The 17,301-nt window shown below is 36.7% G+C and carries 20 protein-coding genes and 1 other RNA gene; 18 read left to right on the top strand and 3 right to left on the bottom strand.

Features of this window, described 5'->3' with window-relative positions:
* The first annotated feature begins 30 nt into the window (after positions 1-30).
* Positions 31-165: a bacteriocin-like protein gene (locus tag HNP36_RS06135; protein WP_184159372.1), complete on the top strand. Its 135-nt coding sequence runs from the start codon at positions 31-33 to the stop codon at positions 163-165.
* A gap of 47 nt (positions 166-212) precedes the next feature.
* Here the strand turns inward: HNP36_RS06135 and HNP36_RS06130 are convergent, their stop codons facing one another.
* Positions 213-764 carry a DUF3828 domain-containing protein gene (locus HNP36_RS06130; RefSeq protein ID WP_184159374.1) on the bottom strand — a complete coding sequence of 184 codons (552 nt, stop codon included), beginning with the start codon at positions 762-764 and terminating at the stop codon, positions 213-215.
* A gap of 141 nt (positions 765-905) precedes the next feature.
* Between HNP36_RS06130 and HNP36_RS06125 the strand changes: the two genes are divergently transcribed.
* The 3 genes from HNP36_RS06125 to HNP36_RS06115 all read left to right on the top strand — a co-directional run bounded on the left by HNP36_RS06125 (position 906) and on the right by HNP36_RS06115 (position 2,296).
* Entirely contained in the window at positions 906-1,418 is a 513-nt protein-coding gene (locus HNP36_RS06125; RefSeq protein WP_184159376.1) for a DUF421 domain-containing protein, read from the top strand.
* Between the two features lie 4 nt (positions 1,419-1,422).
* Positions 1,423-1,914: a GNAT family N-acetyltransferase gene (locus tag HNP36_RS06120; protein WP_184159378.1), complete on the top strand. Its 492-nt coding sequence runs from the start codon at positions 1,423-1,425 to the stop codon at positions 1,912-1,914.
* A 148-nt stretch (positions 1,915-2,062) separates the two neighbouring features.
* Positions 2,063-2,296, top strand: coding sequence for a hypothetical protein (locus tag HNP36_RS06115; protein WP_184159380.1), 234 nt, complete (start codon positions 2,063-2,065; stop codon positions 2,294-2,296).
* Positions 2,297-2,340: 44 nt separating this feature from the next.
* Here the strand turns inward: HNP36_RS06115 and HNP36_RS06110 are convergent, their stop codons facing one another.
* Positions 2,341-2,655 (bottom strand): DUF4286 family protein, encoded by a 315-nt coding sequence (locus HNP36_RS06110; RefSeq protein ID WP_184159382.1) that lies wholly within the window; start codon positions 2,653-2,655, stop codon positions 2,341-2,343.
* A 148-nt stretch (positions 2,656-2,803) separates the two neighbouring features.
* On the opposite strand from HNP36_RS06110, the gene gyrA reads away from it, so the two are divergent.
* The 7 genes from gyrA (at position 2,804) to HNP36_RS06075 (ending at position 9,926) form a co-directional block, all read left to right on the top strand.
* Complete coding sequence (gene gyrA, locus HNP36_RS06105; protein WP_184159383.1) at positions 2,804-5,389, top strand: DNA gyrase subunit A; 2,586 nt, start codon at positions 2,804-2,806, stop codon at positions 5,387-5,389.
* Between the two features lie 28 nt (positions 5,390-5,417).
* Complete coding sequence (locus HNP36_RS06100) at positions 5,418-6,446, top strand: tetratricopeptide repeat protein (RefSeq protein ID WP_184159385.1); 1,029 nt, start codon at positions 5,418-5,420, stop codon at positions 6,444-6,446.
* A 159-nt stretch (positions 6,447-6,605) separates the two neighbouring features.
* Positions 6,606-7,442 carry a 1,4-dihydroxy-2-naphthoyl-CoA synthase gene (locus HNP36_RS06095; protein WP_184159387.1) on the top strand — a complete coding sequence of 279 codons (837 nt, stop codon included), beginning with the start codon at positions 6,606-6,608 and terminating at the stop codon, positions 7,440-7,442.
* A gap of 90 nt (positions 7,443-7,532) precedes the next feature.
* Positions 7,533-8,462, top strand: a complete 930-nt coding sequence (gene menA / locus HNP36_RS06090; RefSeq protein WP_184159389.1) for a 1,4-dihydroxy-2-naphthoate octaprenyltransferase — start codon at positions 7,533-7,535, stop codon at positions 8,460-8,462.
* A gap of 15 nt (positions 8,463-8,477) precedes the next feature.
* On the top strand, positions 8,478-8,924 hold the full coding sequence (locus HNP36_RS06085; protein ID WP_184159391.1) for an SRPBCC family protein: 447 nt from the start codon (positions 8,478-8,480) through the stop codon (positions 8,922-8,924).
* An 8-nt stretch (positions 8,925-8,932) separates the two neighbouring features.
* On the top strand, positions 8,933-9,220 hold the full coding sequence (locus tag HNP36_RS06080) for a hypothetical protein (RefSeq protein ID WP_184159393.1): 288 nt from the start codon (positions 8,933-8,935) through the stop codon (positions 9,218-9,220).
* Positions 9,221-9,239: 19 nt separating this feature from the next.
* A complete protein-coding gene (locus tag HNP36_RS06075; RefSeq protein WP_184159395.1) occupies positions 9,240-9,926 on the top strand; it encodes a metal-dependent hydrolase in 687 nt (228 codons plus the stop codon).
* A gap of 106 nt (positions 9,927-10,032) precedes the next feature.
* Here HNP36_RS06075 and ffs read toward each other — a convergent pair.
* An RNA gene (gene ffs / locus HNP36_RS06070) (signal recognition particle sRNA small type) lies at positions 10,033-10,130 on the bottom strand.
* Positions 10,131-10,260: 130 nt separating this feature from the next.
* On the opposite strand from ffs, the gene HNP36_RS06065 reads away from it, so the two are divergent.
* The 7 genes from HNP36_RS06065 (at position 10,261) to HNP36_RS06035 (ending at position 17,197) form a co-directional block, all read left to right on the top strand.
* A complete protein-coding gene (locus HNP36_RS06065; RefSeq protein WP_184159397.1) occupies positions 10,261-10,860 on the top strand; it encodes a DUF4199 domain-containing protein in 600 nt (199 codons plus the stop codon).
* Between the two features lie 16 nt (positions 10,861-10,876).
* Entirely contained in the window at positions 10,877-11,827 is a 951-nt protein-coding gene (locus HNP36_RS06060) for a glycosyltransferase family 2 protein (RefSeq protein WP_184159399.1), read from the top strand.
* A gap of 222 nt (positions 11,828-12,049) precedes the next feature.
* A complete protein-coding gene (locus HNP36_RS06055; protein WP_184159401.1) occupies positions 12,050-12,754 on the top strand; it encodes a GIN domain-containing protein in 705 nt (234 codons plus the stop codon).
* A gap of 97 nt (positions 12,755-12,851) precedes the next feature.
* Positions 12,852-13,166 carry a four helix bundle protein gene (locus HNP36_RS06050; RefSeq protein ID WP_228456269.1) on the top strand — a complete coding sequence of 105 codons (315 nt, stop codon included), beginning with the start codon at positions 12,852-12,854 and terminating at the stop codon, positions 13,164-13,166.
* 116 nt (positions 13,167-13,282) lie between these two features.
* A complete protein-coding gene (locus tag HNP36_RS06045; RefSeq protein WP_184159404.1) occupies positions 13,283-14,998 on the top strand; it encodes a phospho-sugar mutase in 1,716 nt (571 codons plus the stop codon).
* 14 nt (positions 14,999-15,012) lie between these two features.
* Positions 15,013-15,921, top strand: a complete 909-nt coding sequence (locus HNP36_RS06040; protein ID WP_184159406.1) for a tetratricopeptide repeat protein — start codon at positions 15,013-15,015, stop codon at positions 15,919-15,921.
* A 22-nt stretch (positions 15,922-15,943) separates the two neighbouring features.
* Complete coding sequence (locus tag HNP36_RS06035; RefSeq protein WP_184159408.1) at positions 15,944-17,197, top strand: pyridoxal phosphate-dependent aminotransferase; 1,254 nt, start codon at positions 15,944-15,946, stop codon at positions 17,195-17,197.
* The last annotated feature ends 104 nt before the right edge of the window (positions 17,198-17,301 follow it).

Below are 17,301 nucleotides of genomic sequence, written 5' to 3'. Positions count from 1 at the left end.
ATAATTTTATCAGACATAAATTAAAACAATATGAAAAATTTTAAAAAACTTACAAAAACAGATTTAAAATCAGTGTACGGAGGTCAGCCTAAACAATACTGTGTATACTGCGAAAGAATCAATAAAGTGGTTTGCAGCGAAGCGCAGATTTCTCAATGTCCTTAAAAAATTAAAGCTGCTTTAAAAGCAGCTTTTTTAATGATGAAATGTAATTATTGTTTTGTACTTTGAACGAAATCCTTCAGACTTGCTTTCAGGTCCTTCGAATTTCCTATACTGTCGAAAACAATATTATCTACCTTCCATTCCTGTCCGGATTTTATCAAATGCACTTTATCGGTCCATGAAACCTTGGGAGGAGACATTCTGTATTCAAAAGCAACGGATGCATCTGCCGAAGTGCCGGAAGGGTCTATAACGACAGACTTTATCTTATAACTGTTATACCCTTCATACAAACTTGAAAAAACAGCGCCTTCAAACAGTAAAGGCTTCTCATCCGGATGATCACTTTGCTTTACCTTTTCAATATCAGCTTTGGATGCATTCACCGCATCTTCCAGTGTAGCCTTTAATTCAGGGGAAAAAAGACTGTCGGAAAACGGCTTGTTATAAAGAGCATCATTGGAGTTACCATAGGTGCTGTAAAGCTTATCTATCTTTTTACTTATTGCTGCTTCTGAAGATAATTGCGGATGAGGTTCATTCTTTTTACAGGCTGTAAAAAAGAAAAAAATACTTAGATATAAAAAGATGGGTTTCATGAGAAGATATTGTTTTATTGTTTTCTACTGAAGGCTCAAATCATATGCCATATTTTCAGATATTCTTTGTTTTTTTAAGTTTAAAAATAAATTGAACAGCCAATCATAAAATTTTATACATTTGATTATAAAATACAATCTGTGAACCCCATTCTTGATGTTGTAGTACGTTCCTTATGCGTTTATCTTTTCATGGTAATTGCTATCCGTCTTTTTGGTAAAAACCAGCTTTCCCAGCTTAATGCAGGGGATATAGTGCTGCTTCTCCTTATTTCCAACGCTGTTCAGAATGCAATGGTAGGTCAGGATACCTCTCTGCAGGGCGGCCTTATTGCGGCGCTTGTTCTGTTTGCGGCCAACTTTATCCTGAAAAGGCTTATGTTTTCTAACCGGAAATTCGAAACATTTATGGAAGAAGATCCCGTTATTCTTATCAGAGACGGAGTAATAGACCAGCCTGCCCTGAACAGGGTGAAAATAACCCGGGATGAACTGGAAGAAGCCATAAGAGAACATGGTGTGGAAAAAATAAAAGACGTGAAGCTTTCTATACTTGAAGTGGATGGAAATATAAGCGTTATTTCAGAAGACGAGAAAGAAAAGCAGACCCATTATTCAAGAATCAAAAGAAAAAATAAAAGAAAATACCATTAATAGTATGAATTACGAATTAAGAGAAATGCTTCCCGGTGACGAAAAAAGAGTGCTGGAAATTTATAGACAGGGATTGGAAGGAGGTATATCCACTTTTGAAACAGAAGTTCCTACTGTTGAAGCATGGAATATGGAATATTTCAACGACTGCCGCTGGGTGCTGGAAAATGAAAGCAATGAAATTGTAGGATGGTGCGCTCTGAAACCGGTAAGTAAAAGAGAATGTTATAAAGGAGTTGCAGAAGTAAGCATTTATTTTGAAAATAGTTATCAGGGAAAAGGTTTAGGCTCAGTTCTCCTGAAAAAGCTGATTCTTGACAGCGAAAACCATGGTTTCTGGACTCTGCAGGCCAGTATTTTTCCTGAGAATGAGGCTTCGGTAAAATTTCACCAGAAAAACGGATTCAGGACTGTGGGAGTCAGGAAAAAAATAGGAAAACTCAACGGGCAATGGAAAGATGTGATTTTAATGGAAAAGAGAAGCGAGATTATCTGATAAAATAAGCAGATGACTATTTTTTAATCTTTAAATTCTTAAATCTTTAAATCAGCAACCATCCATATATCCTCCAACTTCCCAACCCATAAACCTACTTTGGCACTAACCTTGTTATTTCCCTCCTGAAATTTGAAAAGTAGGAAATATGAAAAGTTTAATTAAAATAGCAGGGGTAATGACCGTTATGCTGATGATGACATCATGTGTAGTGCATGATCATCAGGTAAGGAGACTTCCGCCGGGACAGGCTAAAAAAGTGTACGGAGGAAGTGCAAGGTACTATGCACCGGGACAGGTGAAAAAAAGAGTGTACTATTATGATTATGACGACAGAGGTCATCATCATAAGAACAAAAAACACAAACATCACAGAGATTGAGAAAAATAAAGAAGCCCTGAAATTTCAGGGCTTTTGATTCGTATTTAAAATCTGGATTTTTTAGGATTTAAAAAAGTGTTGAAAATCATTACCTCCGTTCCGAATTTTTTCTCTACCCTTTCAGCAATGTTCAGCATTTCACTTTTGATGAAATCTTCCCTGAGGTCATCATTATCAAAAATCAGAAGAAGATTGTAATTTTTACCTTCATCTATATAATCGCTTTCTACCTCAGACAGAATATATTTATTGACATCCATAAGGTTTTCCGCCATCAGAACCAGTGTTTCGTCAATATAATTTTCCCATTCTTCAATATTGTTTTTAGTACAATGGAAAGTTATACTCAATAAGCTCATATTTTATGAATTTTTAAGATTTTGTGGATAAATTCTAGCACAAAAATCGGTAAAAATTTCGTAAATTAGCCCGTTAATAAAAATTGGAAATAAATAATTTTCAGACGCACAGCTAAAGGTCTGACTGTCATTATAATAAAATTTGTTTATGCAAAAAGAAGGAGAAAGACTGATTCCTATCAACATTGTTGATGAAATGAAATCGTCTTATATCGATTATTCGATGTCGGTTATCGTTTCAAGAGCGCTGCCGGACGTAAGAGACGGCCTGAAACCCGTTCATAGAAGAGTACTTTATGGTATGTATGGATTAGGAGTTTTTTCTAACAGAAAATATCTGAAATCTGCAAGAATTGTTGGAGATGTTTTGGGTAAATACCACCCGCACGGAGACTCCTCAGTATATGATGCAATGGTGAGAATGGCTCAGGAATGGAGCTTACGGTATCCCCAGGTAGACGGGCAGGGTAACTTCGGTTCAATGGATGGTGACCCGCCTGCAGCAATGCGTTACACCGAAGCAAGACTGAAAAAGATCTCTGATGAGATTCTTTCAGATCTGGATAAAGAAACCGTTGATTTTCAGAATAACTTCGACGACAGTTTACAGGAACCTACCGTGCTTCCTACAAAAGTTCCCAACCTTCTGGTAAACGGTACTTCAGGGATCGCAGTAGGTATGGCAACCAATATGGCGCCACACAACCTTTCCGAATCTATTGATGCAATCTGCGCTTATATCGATAACAGAGAAATCACTATTGATGAGCTGATGCACCACATCACAGCACCGGATTTCCCTACAGGAGGGATCATTTATGGATACGACGGTGTAAGAGACGCTTTCCATACAGGAAGAGGAAGAGTAGTGCTGAGAGCAAAAGTGAATTTCGAAGAAATCGGAAACAGAAATGCGATCATTGTTACAGAAGTTCCTTACCAGGTGAATAAGGCAGATATGATTGCCAGAACAGCTGAATTGATAAAAGATGATAAAATTGCAGGGATTCATGAGATCAGAGACGAATCGGACAGAAATGGTCTGCGTGTCGTTTACGAACTTAAAAATGACGCCATTCCTAATGTTGTCTTAAACCTGTTATATAAATATACAGCACTTCAGACTTCTTTCAGTGTAAACAATATTGCATTGGTTAAAGGAAGACCTGAGCAATTGAACTTAAAGGATATCATCCATCATTTCGTAGAGCACAGACACGAAGTGATTGTAAGAAGGACTCAGTACGAGCTTAAGAAAGCCAAAGAAAGGGCTCATATTCTTGAAGGTTTCATGAAAGTGATCGGAACTCAGGATGCCTTAGACAGGGCAATCTCTATTATCCGTCACAGTGCCAATCCACAGGCCGCAAAAGAAGGTTTGATCGAAGCGTTTGAGCTTTCTGAAATTCAGGCCCAGGCTATTCTTGATCTGAGATTGGCTCGTCTTACAGGAATGGAGCTCGACAAGATCCGCGATGAATATGACGCGATCATGAAAGAGATCATGAACTTGGAAGATATTTTGGCCAATGAGCCAAGAAGATTTGAGATCATCAAAGAAGAATTGCTTGAAATCAAAGAAAAATACGGTGACGAAAGAAGAACTGCAATTGACTATTCAGGAGGAGAAATGTCTATTGAGGACATCATCCCGAACGAAGCCGTAGTTCTTACTATTTCACATGCAGGTTATGTGAAGAGAACTTCACTTTCCGAATACAAAATCCAGAGCAGAGGAGGTGTAGGTAACAGAGCGGCAACAACAAGGGATGAAGATTTCCTTGAATATATCGTTTCTGCAACCAATCACCAGTACATGCTATTCTTTACAGAAAAAGGAAGATGTTACTGGTTAAGAGTATTCGAAATCCCTGAAGGATCAAAAACATCCAAGGGAAGAGCGGTACAAAACCTTATCAATATTGAACAGGATGATAAGATTAAGGCATATATCAGAACCAACAACCTGAAAGATGCTGAATATGTAAACCAAATGAGTGTGGTGATGGTTACCAAGAACGGTACTATCAAGAAAACATCTCTTGAAGCTTACTCAAGACCTAGAGTTAATGGGGTTAATGCTATCGAGATCAGGGATAATGACCAGTTATTGGGTGCATACCTTACCAACGGTACTTCCCAGATCATGATTGCTACCAAAAACGGTAAATGTATCCGTTTCCCTGAAGAAAAAGTAAGAGAAGTAGGTAGAGGTTCTATCGGAGTACGCGGTATTACCATGGATGATAATGACGAGGCAATTGGTATGATTGTTGTGAATGATGTAGAAAAAGAAACAGTTCTTGTAGTTTCCGAAAAAGGATATGGTAAGAGAACCGCTGTAGAAGACTACAGAATCACCAACAGGGGAGGAAAAGGAGTAATTACCCTGAACATTACCGAAAAAACAGGAAATCTGATTGCTATTCAGAATGTAACAGACGATGACGGATTGATGATTATCAATAAGTCCGGTGTTGCCATCAGAATGAATATGGATGAAATGAGAGTAATGGGAAGAAATACCCAGGGAGTAAGAATGATCAATCTTAAGAAAAATGACGAAATTGCAGCCATTGCAAAAGTAGAAATGGATAAAGATGTAGAAGATGATTCTGAAGAAAATGAAGAAGGAACAGGAATTGTAGCTGATAATCAGGAAAACAGTACAACACCTCAGGCTGAAATTGAAAATCCGGCTGAGGAAAATGAGAATTCTGATTCTGAAGAATAAAATATACAATTAATATAATATAGTTAATATGAAGAAACTCATTTTAGGTATAGCAATCGTGGCTTCTGCTTTCGTTTTCGGTCAGAAGGGTAACGATGTGAATGCCAAGCTACAGGAAGCGAACAAAGCTGCAATGGATGCATATAATGCAAAAAATTACACTGCCGCTGCACCTAAGTTTGTAGAAGTTTATAACTTATTAAAAACAAACGGCCAGGACGATAAGATATATATGTATTATGCAGGGTTAAGCTATGCTTTGGCAAATAATACAGATGAATCCATCAAAATATATACAGATCTTGTTAATTCAGGATTTACTGGTGTTCAGACCAATTATACTGCTAAAGAGAAAAAAACCGGTCAGGTAGTACCTTTGGATAAAGCAACCTGGGAGCTTATGAAAAAGAATCCTGATTATTCAGATTTTAAAACTGAGCAGACGCCAAGTGTTGAGCCTGAACTATATGAAACGTTAACAACTTTGCTTCTCAACGCAAAAAAACCTAACGATGCATTAGTGATCATTGAAAAAGGATTGGCAAAATATCCAAACAATGCTAAACTTAAAGATGCTCAGGGAACTGCATATTACGAATCAGGAAACACTGAGAAATTCATCGGAGCTCTTAAAGAGCAGCTTGCTAAAAACCCTGGTGATGCCACCAATTGGTATAATTTAGGGGTAATGCAGTCTAAAAACCCGGCTACAGTAGAAGATGCCGTTGCTTCATTCAAAAAAGCAATCGAGGTTAAGCCTGATTTTGACAATGCATACCAGAATCTTGTTTATACGGTAATTGGTGACGATTCTAAAATTGTAGACCAGATCAATGCCTCTAGAAAAGATAAACCGGATGAAGCTACTAAGCTGATCGATGCCAGAAGAGAAAGATTTGCGAAAGCACTTCCATATGCAGAAGGATGGTACAAAGCAGCACCGGAAAACCTTGATGCCCTTACTGCATTGAAAGAAATCTATGTTGTTACAAAAAACATGGATAAACTTAAAGAACTGAAAGCTAAAGAAGCAGAGCTTAAAGCAAAAGCAAAATAATAATTCTTAGCTGAATAATAAATGAAACCGGAGCAGTAATGTTCCGGTTTCTTTGCTTTTAAGATCAGAAATTAATCTCTCATTTTTACCCTTATTATCATTAAATTTCACTCTAAAAATTCTTTGTAATTCCGTATCTTTGAGAAAAATTTTTACAAAATGATTGAGTGGAAAACCGCCAAAGAATACGAAGATATTACCTATAAAAAATGTAACGGGGTCGCAAGAATTGCTTTCAACAGACCGGAAGTGAGAAATGCCTTCAGACCCAAAACAACTTCAGAACTGTATGACGCTTTTTATGACGCTTATGAAGACTCTTCAATAGGTGTTGTTCTGCTTTCAGGAGAAGGTCCAAGCGCCAAAGACGGAGGATGGGCTTTCTGTAGTGGAGGCGACCAGAAAGCAAGAGGTCATCAGGGATATGTAGGCGAAGATGGAAGACATCGTTTGAATATTCTTGAAGTTCAGCGTTTGATCCGTTTCATGCCGAAAGTTGTTATCGCGGTGGTTCCCGGATGGGCTGTAGGTGGAGGACATTCACTTCATGTGGTGTGCGACCTTACTTTAGCTAGTAAAGAACATGCTGTATTCAAGCAGACTGATGCTGATGTAACCAGTTTTGACGGGGGTTACGGCTCTGCTTACCTTGCCAAAATGGTAGGCCAGAAAAAAGCCCGTGAAATATTCTTTTTAGGAAGAAATTATTCCGCTCAGGAAGCCTTGGATATGGGAATGGTGAATGCTGTAATTCCACATGCAGAATTAGAAGATACAGCCTACGAATGGGCTCAGGAAATATTGGCAAAATCTCCAACCTCAATCAGAATGCTGAAATTCGCAATGAACCTTACAGACGACGGAATGGTTGGGCAGCAGGTATTTGCAGGAGAAGCAACCCGTTTGGCTTATATGACGGAAGAAGCTCAGGAAGGAAGAAATGCGTTCCTTGAAAAAAGAAAACCGGATTTCGGGGAAAATCAGTGGATATCTTAAAAATAAAGAAGTTAGAGGCTAGAAATTAGATGTTAGACTAAACAGTTTAAAATCTAATTTCTAACTTCTAATATCTAACATCTAAATAAAATGGTTGATTGGATAAAAGCCGCAAGGCTAAGAACTTTACCGCTTTCCTTAAGCGGAATCATTATGGGAGCTTTCATTGCAAAATGGAGACTTTACGGTGAAGGAGGAACATGGGACTGGAAAATTTTTGCACTGGCACTTTTGGTAACACTTTTATACCAGATCTTATCAAACTATGCCAATGATTATGGAGACGGAGTAAAAGGAACTGATGCCAAAAGAATCAACGAAGCGGAATCCAGAGCCGTGGCTTCAGGAAAAATTACAGCCGGTCAGATGAAAAATGCCGTGATCCTTTTCTCTGTATTATCCTTTGTTGCTACCATTGCTTTATTATACATTGCTTTCATTCCGGATTATATGAATGAATTCTATATTTTCATTGGATTGGGAGTAGCCTGTATTTTGGCGGCAATTGGTTATACCGTTGGAAAAAAACCTTACGGATATATGGGATTGGGAGATCTTTTCGTATTTATCTTTTTTGGTTTGGTTTCGGTTTGCGGAAGTTATTTCCTGTTTACCAAAACATTCAGCTGGGATATGCTATTGCCTGGAACAGCAGTAGGGATGATGAGTATGGCTGTTCTTAACCTGAACAATATGAGAGATATAGAAAGCGACAGATTATCAGGAAAAAACAGTTTTGCACTAAGGATTGGTTTCAGAAATGCAATGATTTATGAAATGATCCTGTTGCAGCTTCCTTTAATCCTGATTCTTATATTCCTGGGAATAAATGGTTTCATACAGTCTCAAAATTATTATGTATTTATCGTAATGATTTTGCTGATTCCTCTTGCCAAGCTCAGAAGGAAGATTATGTCTGTAAAAGAGCCTAAAGAATTGGATCCGTTTTTAAAACAAGTCGGTATCCTTACTTTTACAATGGCAGTTCTTACAGCAATAGGACTTAATTTTTTTAAATAATAAATTACCATTACTATGAGTTCAAATAACTACGTTGAAGCTCAGATGCTTATCAGAAAACCGGTTGAGGATGTCTTTGAGGCATTCATCAATCCTGAAGTAACTACCAATTTCTGGTTTACCAAATCTACCGGAAAGCTGGAAGTGGGTAAAACCATTACCTGGGAATGGGAAATGTACAACGTAAAATCTGATGTTCAGGTACATGAAATTATCCCTAACCAGCTGATAAAAACAGAGTGGGGTGATCCTGCGGTACACGTTGATTATGAATTCAGAGTAATGGAGAAAGGAACTCTTGTTGTGATTAAAAGCTATGGCTTCAGCCAGACAGGTAAAGATCTTTTAAAAGTAATTAATGATAATACAGGCGGTTTTACAACAGTTTTGGACGGTTGCAAAGCTTACCTCGAACATGGAATCAATTTAAGACTGATTGAAGATAAGTTTCCACAGAAATAATAATAAAAATGAATGTAGCGTTAAAAATAACTTCGTGTTTATCAATTATTTTGGCTTTATTTCTTGTTTATACTGTAATTGATGAAATGAAGGGTAATATGTCTCTTTCAGATATTAGTTTTTTACCGCTTTTAATTTTAATCGTTGTTATTGTAAATGCTGTTTTGGCTTTGCTCTTATTAATCGGAAAGAAAAAACCACAGAGAGAATTTTTAATCCTTCAGATTTTTATCATTATACCAACAAGCTTATTGTTGTATCAGATTCTTTTCAACTCAACGGTTTCATGTACTTAATTAAAAAATAAATTTAAAAATGAAAATACAATTTTTAGGACAAAACTGTTTTTTGTTTACTTACAAAGACAAAACCATTTTAAGCGATCCTTTTTACAATTACAAAAAAGCGGAATCCGGCTTTGACATATTGGCACAGAAGATAGATTATATTTTATTGACCCACGCTCACGGCGATCATATTGCCGATGTGGAAGAAGTATTACAGTTTCACCCGGATGCAACAGTTATTGCGGTTCCTGAAATCTGTGCCTACTTCAAAACGGCAAAAAACAAAGACGATGTAAACCTGGGAGGATCAGCAAAAATCGATGATCTTAAAATTTCCATGGTTCCTGCTCATCATACAAGTTCATTCCCTGACGGAAGCTATGGAGGTGTTCCTGTAGGGTATATTTTCAGATTACCTGAAGGAAAGAATATGTATTTGGCTGGAGATACCGGAGTAATGGCTGATATGGAACTTTTCCCAAGACTTTTCGGGAATATAGATCTGTCCATCCTTCCTATCGGAAGCCATTACACAATGTGCCCCAGAAAAGCATCTTTTGCAGCAGCAGAATTATTGAAAACCCCGAAAGTAATAGGGTGCCACTTTGATACATTCCCTGCAATTGAAATCAACCATGAAAGTGCATTAAAGCATTTTGCAGACAAAAATATAGAACTTGTTCTTCCGAAATTAGGAGAAGAGTTTGAATTTTAAAATAAAAAAATGAAAGGTAATTTGAAAATTGGAATGAAAATGCTGAAAAGTATAGAAACAAAAAAAGATAATTTTCCAATTACCTTGCTTCAGTTTAAACCAAAAAAAATGGCAAGCTACCTAAATCACACCGCTACGACCAATTACCTTTGCTGTGTTCCCACCCTGGAGGGTTCTCAGGAGCTGGTTGTTTAGGACTTGCCGTTGCAAAGGTAGGAATAATTTATAAACTTCAAAATATAATTACAGAAAATTAGTCGAAAAAATACAGTAACAAAGCTAAACGGCTGGAATTTAGTGTAATAATTTTTCAATTTTTTCTAAAAAATCAAACATGACGAAAAGTCCATCAACATTAGGAATTTTACTTTTTATCGCTACAATGATCATCTTTTTTGTAGCCTATTACTTTTTTTCAGGAATTAATTACTTTGATATCTCTTTGAAAATCAATGCATTTGTTCTTCCGATTCTGTATGCAGGAGCAGCCTTCTGGTCCGTGAAATCTTTCTGGAACAAAAACAGGGTAGTAACTTTTAAAGATGCATTTTCAAGAGCGTTCGTTCCGATGTTTATTGGGGGAATTTTATCTATTTTCAGTATTTACGCTTTCCTGAATTTTGTAGATACAGATGCTAAAAAACTACTGAATTACCAATACGTACAAAGACAGAAAACGGAACTGGATACTGAATACCAGTCTGCAAGAAAGATTTTAAAACATCAGAAAGATATTGATGAATTAGACAAAAAATATAAAGAAAGGCTGCCTAGTTTTTCTCCTGAAGCCATTAAAGGGAAAGATATGCTCACAGCAAGTCATTTTTCAGGATATTTTGCGGCAATTCTTATATTTTACGTAGTTTTGTCAGTGTTTTTTGGCGCATTTTTCAGAACAAGAACTGTGTATCAGGAAACAGAAAATCAAGAATAATTTTTACTGAAATTAAATGAATTTATCTATAGTTATTCCGTTATTAAACGAAGAAGCCTCTTTGGAAGAACTTTTTTCAAGGATCGACAATGTTTGTAATACCAACAGTTTGTCCTATGAAATATGGTTTGTTGATGACGGAAGTACAGATCTGTCGTGGAGCATCATCGAAAATATGAGGATTCAGCATCCACAGATCCATGCAATAAAATTTTCCAGGAATTATGGGAAATCACAGGCTCTTCATGCCGCTTTTGAAAGAACCAACGGAGACGTAGTCATTACCATGGATGCTGATTTACAGGATTTTCCGGAAGAAATCCCTGAGCTTTACAAAATGGTGATTGAAGATAATTATGATATCGTTTCAGGATGGAAAAAGAAACGTTTTGATAATGTAATGACAAAAAATGTTCCGTCCAAACTATTCAATGCAGCTGCTAGAAAAGTTTCGGGAGTCTATCTTCACGATTTCAACTGCGGACTTAAAGCCTATAAAAAGCAGGTGGTAAAATCAATCGATGTATATGGCGATATGCACCGTTATATTCCTGTTCTCGCGGCTAATGCCGGATTCAGAAGAATTACCGAAAAAGAAGTACAGCATCAGGCAAGGCCTTATGGAACTTCAAAATTCGGAACCGAAAGATTTATCAGAGGTTTTCTTGATCTTGTAACCCTTTGGTTTGTAAGTCGTTTTGGAGGAAGACCCATGCATTTCTTTGGCGCAGTAGGAACGGTGATGTTCATTGTAGGATTTCTTTCTGCACTTTGGCTGGGAATTTCAAAACTGATTGACGTTGCGAGAGGAATTTACGGACATTTAATAACAAACAATCCGTGGTTTTATATTGCACTTACGATGATGATTATGGGAACATTGCTTTTCATAGCCGGATTCTTAGGCGAAATGATTATCAGAACCAACAGGGAGCATAAGAATTATAATATTGATGAAGTGATTTAAGATTTAAATTCAAAATCAGTTAAATAACAATATCCCAAAGAGCTTTCACTTTTTGGGATATTTTTTATTACAAAAGTACAGGCATTTTGTACCGGAAGAATAAGTCTTTTTGGAATTTTAATCTTATTTTTGTTAAATCATATAATGGATAATTGGGCTTGTAGTAACTTACTGCAGAGATTTTCAATGATGATTTTATATGATAGTATTTTAAAATTGAACATGAAAAAAATATGGTACGCATCCCTGCTGATGGCAGCGGTTTCCTGCGGAAAAGTTTCTCCAAAAGGGAATATTGAAAATAAAGAAGTTCCTGTTGAGAACTTTAAAAGTATTTTTCTCAAAGGAAAATTCAGGGTTTTTTATGCGAGAGGAGAAAAAAATATGGTGGATGTGGAAACTTACCCGAATGTGTTTGATAACCTGGATATTGATGTAAAAGACGATGGATTATTCATTACCGAATCAAGAGAGACGAAAGGAGTGGATTTTTACAATATCACCATTTACTCAAAATATAATCCTGAAAAAATAAGCATCTCCGATTCCGCAGAAATGAATATTTCAAGTGAAATAAAGACCGATAATTTTAGGCTTAATTTAAAAAATTATTCTACTTTTATGGGTTCAGTCAACACAAGAAGAGCAGAAGTAGAAATGCAGAACAGAAGCCGGGCCAATTTTTTAGGATTTACTAAAAATGCAGTGATAAAGATCTCAGATACAGCAAGTCTGATAGCGCCTTACTGGAAAATAGAAAACCTGAATATTGACTCTAAAAACGGGAATTATGCAGAAGTGAACGTAAAAGATTCCTTAAAAGGAAATATTCAGAATACAGCAAAATTCATTTATTATAACAACCCGATCCGGGCTTTTAAAATTGATAAAGCAACCCGTGTTGAAAATAAAAAATTGAACAACTGATAAGAAGGAAGATGGAAGCCGGATGATGGAAGGCAAAGAATAACATAATTGATAGATGAGTTTTAAATTTGAGAAATTGATTATATGGTAGAAATCTATGGATTTTGGAGAAGCAATTTTTAAGCTGTCTCAAAATTTTCCAAAAGATGAAGCTTTCAACTTAACATCTCAGATAAGAAGAGCATCAGATTCTGTAGGATTAAATATTTCAGAAGGAAGTATATTACAGTCCAAAGCAGAATTTAAAAAGTTTTTAGGATATTCAGTTCGATCTTTAGCTGAAACGGTAACATGCTTGTATAAAGCAAAAAACAGAGAATATATTTCGGAAGAAAATTTTAAAACAATATATAATGAAAGTTATAATTTGATGAATCAGATTATAGCTTTTAGAAATCAGTTAAAAGATTAAAATATTTTTAATTAAATATAAATAATAAAATAGTGAAACAAAAGCAGGAAGTTTGAATTTGGAACGTAAAATTACCTCCAGCCTCAAGCTTCCCACTTCCAAACTTAAATACAAATATGACAACATTAGAAAAAGCGCAACTTTGGTTAAGTGATACATTCGATAAAGAAACACAGGATGCTGTACAGGCACTGATTAACAGTAATTCTCCGGACCTTGAAGATTCTTTTTACAGAGAGCTGGAATTCGGTACAGGAGGAATGAGAGGTGTGATGGGAGTAGGAACCAACCGCTTGAATAAATATACATTGGGACAGGCTACACAGGGATTGGCCAATTATATGCTCCAGCAGTTTAAAGGAGAAGAAATCAAAGTAGCTATCGCTTACGATGTTCGCCATAACTCAAAAGAATTCGGAAAACTGGTTGCTGATGTTTTAACGGCAAACGGAATTAAGGTGCTTCTTTTCAAAGATCACAGGCCAACCCCGGAACTATCTTTTACCGTAAGAGACAAAAAATGTAACGGAGGAATTGTGCTGACGGCATCCCACAATCCGCCTGAATATAACGGATACAAAGTATACTGGAATGACGGGGCACAGATCGTTCCGCCACATGATGAAGCCATCATCAAAGAAGTATATTCCGTGAAATTTGACGAAATTAAATTCAACGGAAATGATGACCTGATTGAATGGATCGGGGAAGAACAGGATGATGTATATATCGATACCTGCATAGAAAACTCGACCTACCAGAATGTTGGAAAAGAAAATTTAAATATTGTTTTCACTTCCATCCACGGAACTACATATACTACAATTCCAAAAGCTCTGGAAAAAGCAGGATTCAAAAAGGTAGATCTTGTAAAAGAGCAAATGATTCCAAGTGGTAATTTCACCACGGTAGAATCTCCAAACCCCGAAGAACCGGCAGCACTGGAAATGGCTATGGATCTGGCAAGAATTACCAATGCAGACATCGTTATCGGGACAGATCCGGATGGTGACAGACTGGGAATTGCCGTAAGAAACCTGGATGGTGAAATGCAGCTTCTGAATGGTAACCAAACCAATACAATCCTTACTTATTACATCCTAAATGAATGGAGAAAGCAGGGAAGAATCACAGGAAAAGAATTCATAGGATCTACCATCGTAACTTCTGATATTTTCTTTGATATTGCACAGAAATTCGGTGTTGACTGTAAAGTGGGACTTACAGGATTCAAGTGGATCGGAAAAATGATCCGTGATTTTGAAGGAAAGGAAAAATTCATTTGCGGAGGTGAGGAAAGTTTCGGTTTTATGACCGGAGATTTCGTCCGTGATAAAGACTCATGCGGAAGCATCATTCTGGCCTGCGAAATTGCAGCGTGGTGCAAAGCTAACGGCAGAACGATGTATCAATATATGATCGAGATTTATCAGGAATTGGGAATGTACTATGAAGGTTTGGTAAATCTGGTGAGAAAAGGCAGAGACGGAGCAGAAGAAATTCAGAATATGATGAAGAATTTCCGTGAAAACCCTCCAAAAGAACTGGCTGGTTCATTAGTTGAAGAAGTGAAGGATTTCAAAGAACAGACTAATTTTATTGTTTCAAAAGGAGAAAAGCAGGTAATGAACGACATTCCAAAATCGAATGTACTGATTTATTATACTCAGGACGGAACAAAAGTCTGCGTAAGACCTTCCGGAACAGAGCCAAAAATTAAGTTCTACATCTCTGTAAAAGACAGTGTTGCTTCTGAAACAGATTTTAAAGATAAATTGAAATCATTGGAAGCTAAAATAGAAGACGTAAGAAGAGATCTGAAGTTAGACTAATCTTACTTTAGAAAATGGTAAAAAAGAGTTTATCAGCTTTTATTCTGTTGGTTTGTATTTTTTCCTGTAAAAAAGAAACGTCAAAAACTTCTGAAGGAAAGATTCAAAAAGATACGGTTTCAAAAACAGAAACAAAGGAAGACCTGTTCAAACCTGTTGATACTGTGTGTTCTTCTAAAAATAAAACAGAAGATTATATCGCGGCACTTCAGTGGTACCAGCAAAAAGCGGAAAAAGAAATTGCGCGGAATTCGCCCGGACAGAATGATAAATTATACGAAGATTATATTAAAATTCGTGAGAAATATACAGCCTGTTTAAGTGAAAATCTGAGTAAAGTTCTGGATGAATATGTTAATTATTATGACTCTGAAAGTAACCGTTACAAATTTCCTGAAAATATAAAGGAACTCAGTACCCAGCTTAAAAAAGGAGGCCTTGAATTTACAGAAGTAGGAGAAGGTTATACCGAGATCTGGTCTTTCCCGGAGCATTACTTTTCTCTTTTTAAGGATAAAGTAACTCCGGATTATAATAGTTATATTGGGCAGCTTTCAAAAGAAAGTAAAGGTCTTTATTCAGCGGATGCAGGATTGGTAATTTCCTGGAAAGAGTTGGGAGAAAGAACAGTATTTTGGGAAAATTTCATAAAAAAATATCCTGAAAGCCCTTTAATTTCCAGGGTGAAAGAAATGTACGGTAATTATCTGTACGATTATCTTTTCGGGATGGATAATACTCCCACTCATGAGCATTCCGACGGAACGATATATGATGAAAACAGGGAAGAATTCAACAGGATTATCAGGAAATATCCGAATTCAGATGTTGCTAAAAAATCAAAAGAATTAATGAGCCTTTTTGATGCTAAAGTTCCTGAAGAAGAAATTCATAAGAGAATACATATTGAAAGAGAATATTAAATAAATTTAAATAAGAAATAAAGTGAAAGTTTCAAAATTAGCGGCGAACCTGATTGGTTCCGAAATTGTAAAAATTGGTAATGAAGTAAATGATTTAAAGGCAAAAGGAGCGGAAATAGCCAATCTTACTATTGGTGACCTGAATTCTAATCTCTATCCCATTCCGGCACTGCTGAAAGAAGAGATTCAGAAAGCATATCAGAATAATCTTACGAATTATCCGCCAGCCAACGGACTTTTATCTTTAAGACAGGAAGTTTCCAAAGACTTAAAAAACAGATGGAACCTGGATTATTCACCCAACGATATTTTAATTACTGCCGGATCAAGACCATTGATTTATGCAGTTTATAAAACAATTGTAGACGAAGGTGATAAAGTAGTATATCCTACACCATCATGGAACAACAACCATTATGCTTATCTTACTTCTGCAGAAGCAGTAGAAGTAAAAACAACAGAAGAAAACAATTTCCTTCCTACAGCAGACGATCTGAGACCTCATTTAGGAGGTGCAGTTCTTTTGGCACTGTGTTCACCGCTGAATCCTACAGGAACCATGTTCACAAAAGAGCAGCTTTCATCGATCTGCGAACTGGTTTTGGAAGAAAATAAAAAGAGAGGTGAAAACGAAAAGCCATTGTACCTGATGTACGATCAGATCTATTCCAATCTTACTTTCGGTGCACAGCACGTAGATCCGGTTTCCCTTTTCCCTGAACTGAAAGAATACACTATTTATATCGACGGTATCTCCAAATGCCTTGCTGCAACCGGAGTACGTGTAGGGTGGGGATTCGGGCCTGCTCATATTCTTGATAAAATGAAAGCTTTACTGACTCACGTTGGAGCCTGGGCACCGAAACCTGAGCAGGAAGCTACTGCAAAATTCTTTGAAAACCCCGACAATGTAAATGTTTTCGTAGAAGATTTCAAAGGAAAATTAGAAGAAAGCTTAAAAGTTCTTCACGGTGGAATCCAGGATTTAAAACAAAAAGGATTGGCAGTAGAAAGTATTGAGCCAATGGGGGCTTTGTACCTTACCATTAAATTAGACTATATCGGGAAAACAAAACCGGATGGCTCTGTTATTGAGAATTCTTCTGATTTGGTTTTCTATTTAATTAATGATGCCGGAGTAGCCTTAGTTCCTTTCTCAGCCTTCGGGGAAGCAAAATCTGAGCCTTGGTTCCGTGCCTCTGTAGGCGGTTTGGCTGTTGATGAGATCAAAGTAATGCTTCCAAAATTGGAAAATGCTTTGAATAATCTTAAATAGTTTTTTCAATCTAACAATGTATCAATCTAACAGTTTACCAATGTTTACATACAAAAATGGTTACTGTTATATTGGAAAACATATGCTTCGGCTTCATTCAGCAT

It is taken from the genome of Chryseobacterium shigense (genome assembly GCF_014207845.1).
In the GTDB taxonomy this organism is placed as follows: Bacteria; Bacteroidota; Bacteroidia; order Flavobacteriales; family Weeksellaceae; genus Chryseobacterium; species Chryseobacterium shigense_A.
This window is presented reverse-complemented; position numbering and strand designations above follow the sequence as displayed.